General features: G+C 36.2%; 3 protein-coding genes. All 3 read left to right on the top strand.

Going from position 1 to position 6,898, the window contains the following annotated elements; genetic code table 11:
- The first annotated feature begins 132 nt into the window (after positions 1 to 132).
- Complete coding sequence (locus tag ACIQ0M_RS15030) at positions 133 to 1,884, top strand: T9SS type A sorting domain-containing protein (RefSeq protein WP_396153694.1); 1,752 nt, start codon at positions 133 to 135, stop codon at positions 1,882 to 1,884.
- A 126-nt stretch (positions 1,885 to 2,010) separates the two neighbouring features.
- Positions 2,011 to 5,394, top strand: coding sequence for an RHS repeat domain-containing protein (locus ACIQ0M_RS15025; RefSeq protein ID WP_396153692.1), 3,384 nt, complete (start codon positions 2,011 to 2,013; stop codon positions 5,392 to 5,394).
- 6 nt (positions 5,395 to 5,400) lie between these two features.
- A partial coding sequence (locus tag ACIQ0M_RS15020; RefSeq protein ID WP_396153690.1) for a DUF6443 domain-containing protein occupies positions 5,401 to 6,898 on the top strand: 1,498 nt, incomplete at its 3' end.

Raw genomic sequence — 6,898 nt, 5'->3', positions numbered from 1 at the left:
AAAAAAATCACTATAAATGGGTATTGTTTGATGTCGTTTTTTATTTTAAAATTGCAACATTATTAAAATTCGTAAGAAAATTTACAAAAAGAAAATACTTCGGTATCACGCATTATACTCACTTTCGTAATTTTGACTACACTCAATTTTAACAATTTTTACAGAAAATCTGTAAAATGGTCTTGCAAACGTTATTTACATTGCAGAGGAAATGACAATAGCAATAACAATTACAATAACAATATCAATATCAAAACTAACGATTCACCAATTCCTTTCACTTATATGAAACATTACACTTCTTTTTACAGCCTCATTGCTTTTTTGCTTTGCTTGATCAGCGTGCAACTCTTTTCCCAAGACATTTTATGGGAAAAGTCCATTGGAGGCAAACACGCTGATTATTTGTTTGATGCTGTGCCAACGGCAGATTACGGATTTTTATTAGCAGGCAGCTCACTTTCAGGGAAAACCGGAAAGAAAACCGATGCCAACCAAGGCGACTTGGATTACTGGCTCTGGAAAATGAACGAACACGGTGATTTGGAATGGCAGAAAAGTTTTGGCGGAACCGGCTCTGACTTTTTGCAAAGGGTTGAACTTACCAACGATGGCGGTTTTATTTTAGTAGGAACATCCAATTCCCCCAAAGGCGAAGGAAAGAAAGAAGACAGCCGAGGACAGGAAGACATTTGGGTAATCAAGTTGGATGCTAAAGGTGCCGAGGAATGGCAAAAAACCATTGGCGGTTCATCGCAAGAAATGGTACACAGCGTTCGTCAAACAGTGGATGGAGGATACATAATTGGAGCATCATCGGCTTCAGAACTATCAGGAGACAAGGAAAGCAACAGCCGAGGAGCGATGGATTATTGGATTATTAAATTAGATAAAAAAGGAAAAATAGACTGGCAACAAACCTATGGCGGATTGTACAACGACTTTTTAAAAAGCATTGAACCAACCCATGACGGTGGTTACATCGTGGGTGGTTACTCCAATTCACCCGAATCGGGCGACAAAAACAACCGCAACTTTGGCATTGGTGATTATTGGATTTTAAAACTTGATAAATCAGGAAATCTGGAGTGGCAACAGACATTAGGAGGTGAAAAGGATGACCAACTCGCTATCCTTATTCAAACCCGTGATGGTGATTTTATTTTGGGTGGTAACTCCAATTCAGGCGTATCAGAAACAAAAAGTAAAAGCAATAGAACCGGAACCGATTTTTGGGTAATCAAACTAAACAAAGAAGGTGAAGAAATCTGGCAAGAAACCTATCACTTTGGCAAGTCAGATATCTTGACATCGATTGTTGAAAACGAGGATAAAACACTACTGATAGCCGGTTTTGCCAAAAGTGAAGTAAACGGAACAAAAAAGAGTGATAGAGAAGAAATCAACGACTATGCATTCATAAAGATAAAAGAAGATGGCGAAGAAATCTTTAAGAGAACCGTAGGTAGTAATGGCGAAGAAATCATGCGAAAAGTGATTATCACCCGTGATGGAGGTTACTTGCTCACCGGAACATCCAGTGGTGAACCCTCACGCGACAAAAAATCAGCCGTTGGCAGTCAAGACTTTTGGGTGGTCAAACTCAAAGACAAAGACAAACGCAAGGAAGACAAACTGGCCATCGAGGCCTTCCCCAACCCCACGGCACAATACACCAACGTGATTATTGGCTATGACTATGAAAAAGGCACTTGTTCTGTTTTTGATTTAGCCGGACGACAACTACAAAATTTTGACATCGCCAAGGAACGCACCATTCCGGTGGATTTGGGCGGACTACCCGAGGGAATTTATGTGATTGAAATTAAAACGAATGTGCAGAAGGACGGTGTGAAGGTGATTAAAGGAATAAGAAGAAATTAAGAATATATAACCATGAGAAAAATAAAAAAAGTAATCCTATTTACACTAACATTTTCACTAATTTGTTGTATTGATGTTAATGGTCAAAACAATAATTTACCGCAAATAAGTGCGGATATGAAAAATGTGATTCCTCCCTCACCAACTGTTGCTGCAATGATGAAGTTTGATGAATTACCGGTTAGCTATTATACGGGTATTCCCGATATTAAAATACCTGTTTTTAGCACTCCAACAAGAGATAAAAATTTTAATTTTCAACTTTTCTTAAACTACCATCCTACAGATGTACAAATAGGGAATATATCAAGTTGGATTGGGACAGGTTGGAGTTTGACGGGAGCGGGTGCGATATCAAGAGTTGTTCGTGGTGAAGCTGATGACAATTTAATATATAGCAAAGGTGTTTATGGACAAGATAATGATTTTCATGACTTGTTTTTTGACCAAAGCGGTCAAATTATTAATTCACCGAGTTCCTATGAAAGAGAGCAATTTATGTTTGATTCACATGTAAAAGGGCAATATGATTCTGAATATGACATCTATAGTTTAAGTTATAATGGGATGAGTGCAAGTTTTTACGTAAATAAGAATATGGAAATTGTAAAACTTTATAACGATCAAGCCATAAATATTCATTACAATGCCACTGAAAAGTTCTTCACAGTTTATGATGATAAAGGATATAAATACGTATTTAAAGACAAAGAGACAACTTCCGAGACTAGAATGTCATATAATTTGTTAAGAGTTGGCGGATTTGACATACCCGTTGAATCTCAAAATCCGGCATTTATAAGTTCTTTTAACATTTCAGAGGTATATGATAATAATAACAATTTGATTATAAAATATAACTACGAAAATGTTAATGAAGTTTTTGAAAATAAATCCAAGTCAATTTATAACGCACTAAGTCCTACTGAAGGAAGTTATCCTGAACTTGCTTGTACAGCAATAACTGCAAAGGATGTTATGATGCCATTATCATCGCTAAGAATCTCTAGACTAACTATTAATACTAAAAAATTAAGTTTGATTGAAATAACGGGAGTAGCAGATGTATATTTTAACACAATTTCAGATAGACAGGAATATATTTCAGGGGGTACAAGATTAGACGAGATAATCATTGAGAATAAAAATAATAAACAAATAAAGAGATTAAAGCTCTTTCAAAACTACGTGGGCCAAGGGAATAGATTGTTCTTAAATAAGCTGTCTGAGATTTTAACAAACACTCAATCACCATTACCCTCGGAAATAATAAGCACAGAGTTTTTCTACAACAATAGCAACGAGCTCCCTCAACGATTTTCGGAGGAAAAAGACCAATGGGGCTATTATAATGGAGGTATGAATAATTATCGAGTTGATGAATCAAAATGCATCTATGGCACATTACAAAAAATGATGCTCCCCACAGGTGGTTGCTACATCTTTGAATTTGAATCGAATAGTTATTCTTACATTGGTAATGAAGAGCAAGATCAATTTATTAACGAGAAAAACGTTAATCCACATCAAAAATCATTTAATTATCTTGGTTATTCGATGGAAAGTACAAATGAACATAATGTATTTTATTTGCCTTTTGACCAAGATGTTGATTTTAATATATTATTAACAGGACAGACTAATCCTTTAACAAATAAAAAATTTTGGCAATTTAATTTTCTCCCAATAAATCTGCCCGAACCAACAGGTAGTTCAATCGAAATTGCATCTGTTTTAGGAGATTTAGAAATCGATGTTTCACGATACAGTAAATCTATCATATTCGAAGAGATTGACCCCAGTTTAGTTTCCAACTCATACTACAAAAAAATACATTTAAAAAAAGGTTATTATGCAATTAAATTTCTACAATCCGGCACGGAAAGTCTCGCTACAGGACCTATAAATTATAATTTATTAATTAATTATTTAAAATTGACTAATAATTTTAAATATATACCAGGTGGAGGTTTAAGGATTAAAAACATTGCTTATTTCAAAGACGGGACAACAACTCAAGATTATTACAAAAATTTGGAACAAAATTTAATTAATTATGTTCCAGATATAGAAAAAAAATATAGTTATAATTTTAACACAAATTCCAACCAATCGAGCGGTTCCCTTGCATTTAGCAACTCACTCTTTAATTATATTACAACTAAAAGTCATATTCTTCAATGTGCAGGATCAGGACTAGGAGGAACCTTACCCCGATTTTTAGAATTTAAAGCAATATATGAGGTAATTACTGATTATAACAATTTACCTGTTGTTGCCACAAAAGGTTCAAGTGTTGGCTATAAAAATGTTAAAGTATCTACTAATATTATGGAAATTACAGAAGGTCAAGATGGAATAGGAAATTTATTATACTTGTTTAATGATAGTGATTTGAATGGTACTACTGAATATGAATATACTTCTCCCATAGATTATCCTGAACCAAATATAAATTTTGAGTACCCTTTTACTAAAACACCAAATTTTGATTATAAAAGAGGTTTATTGACTAAGATTAACATCAAGGATACAAATCAAAATGTGTTACAGGAAACAATAAACGCCTATGGTTTTGAGGAACACATGGTTTCAAGTGGGATACAAATATTTTCTCTAATAGGTTGTGGATGGTTTGAAATAGTAGATAATTATTATTTTTATTTGCTAAACAGTCAACAAAATTATGGTTGTAGTGAGGCTTTCTTCCCATCTATCGTAGATTTCAGGTCTATAAATAATGCAGTCGGATGGTCTAAACTAGTTAGTAGCACAACTAAGGAATATTTTGAGATTGGTAATAATCCCCCAGTGTTAGAGAGAACAAGTAACTATAGTTATAACCCGATAAATTTTCAAGTCGCAGAAAAATCAGAGACAGACAGTAATGGTGAACAACTAGTCACAAAATACTTTTATCATACAGGAAACTCAATTTATTCTCAGAACAGAATTTCTGAAATTGAAAGAATAGAAACATATAAAGGCTCTTCTTTACTCTCAACAAATAAAATAAACTACAGTAATAATTGGTCAATAAATCAGTCATATTTGCCTCAGACAATTTCTTCTTCAAAAGAAAACAATTCTTTAGATGTAAGAATAAGATATATTGAATACGACCAGTACTGCAACCCCTTGGAAGTCCAACAAGAAAATGGGGTATCTATAAGCTATATCTGGGGCTATAACCATACCCAACCCGTTGCCAAAATAGAAAACATAGACTATAACAGTATTCCACTTAATCTAAGAGCTGCCATCCATTCTGCTACTACAGAATCGGCCATGGTTTCTGCACTAACTGCTCTTCGGAGCGATTCCGCTTTAGCCAATGCTATGGTGACCACTTACACCTATATTCCCCTTGTCGGTATCAAAACCATGACCGACCCCAAAGGCTACAAAACCACCTACCATTACGACAACTTCAACCGATTAGAAAAAGTCACCGATATGGAAGGAAATATTTTAAGTGAAAACCAATACCATTACAGAACGCAAAACTAAAGAGTCATGAAGAAATTATATATATTATTGTTAGTCCTTCCTGTTTTAGTTTTTGCACAGGATCAGAATTATATCAAAAACACAACTTATAAAGTTCCAACAACGAGTTCAATATCCAATCCTTCAGCCAATCAGGCCGCTGTGACTGTTCAATATTTTGATGGACTGGGTAGACTTATCCAACAAGTGGCTCACAAACAATCCAACACAGGAAAAGACATTATTGTACACACGGGTTACGATGCTTTTGGTCGTCAAACCAAAGAGTATTTACCTTATGTGCGTTCAAGTGCTTCGCTGAATTTTGACCCTTCCGGGGAAGGAAATACAACGAGCTTCTATGCCACGAACAACACCTCACTCACAGGTAATCCCCATTTTGAAACCACCGGTAATCCCTACAGTGAAAAGGAGTTGGAAGCCTCCCCACTTTCAAGAGTGTTTGAGCAAGCCGCTCCGGGTGACCCTTGGGAGAAAGCCAGTGGGAAAACCATCAAGTTTGATTATCAGACCAATGAGGCTAACGAGGTGGTTTATTTTAAAGCCAACACCACTTGGTCTACAACCTTTGGTTTATACACCATTGCGTTAGTGAAAGACGGACATTATGCCGCCAACGAATTGTATAAAACCATCACCAAAGATGAAAACTGGACCTCTGCTTCAGGGCATAACAATACTACCGAAGAGTTTAAAAACAAACAGGGTCAGGTAATTTTAAAACGAACCTATGCCGATATAGATGCGGTAACAGAAGTTCCACATGACACGTATTATGTGTATGACATTTATGGCAATCTTACTTATGTGATACCACCAAAAGTAGATGTAAGCCAAACCATAAGCCAAACCATTTTAGACGGCTTGTGTTACCAATATAAATACGATTCCCGCAACCGATTGGTTGAAAAGAAACTACCTGGTAAGCAATGGGAGTTTATGGTGTATGACAAACTGGATAGAGTGATTGCTACCGGACCGGCTTTGTCACCATTCACAAACCTCACGTCAACGGGATGGCTCATTACTAAGTATGACCGATTTAATCGACCTATTCTAACGGCCTGGTTGCCCACTACGGTGAGTGCAAGCACTCGTAAAACCACGCAAGATGCCCGAAATAGCCAGACTACCAATTTTAGTGAAAACAAAATCAATACCACCAGTAATACAACCGTAAACGGTGTGGCCTTTCGCCATACCACAGTGGCATGGCCAACCTCGGGTTATCATGTGCTGAGTGTGAATTATTATGACAATTATAACTTTCCCAATGCTCCCACCTCCATTCCTTCCACAATAGAAGGTGAGGCGGTTTACTACAACAACACGACAAAACCCATTGGGTTAGCCACGGGAAGTTATGTGCGTGTGCTAGAAACCAGCACCCTATATAAATCGGAAGTGAGTTATATGTTGTATGACCAAAAAGGAAGAGTCTTGCAAACCAGATCCTCCAACTTTTTAGGAGGCTATACTCAAGTAGACTCGAAGCTTGATTTTT

Source organism: Flavobacterium sp., from assembly GCF_044339515.1.
GTDB lineage: Bacteria > Bacteroidota > Bacteroidia > Flavobacteriales > Flavobacteriaceae > Flavobacterium.
The sequence above is the reverse complement of the archived record's forward strand: the minus strand, read 5'-3'. Positions and strand labels throughout refer to the sequence as shown.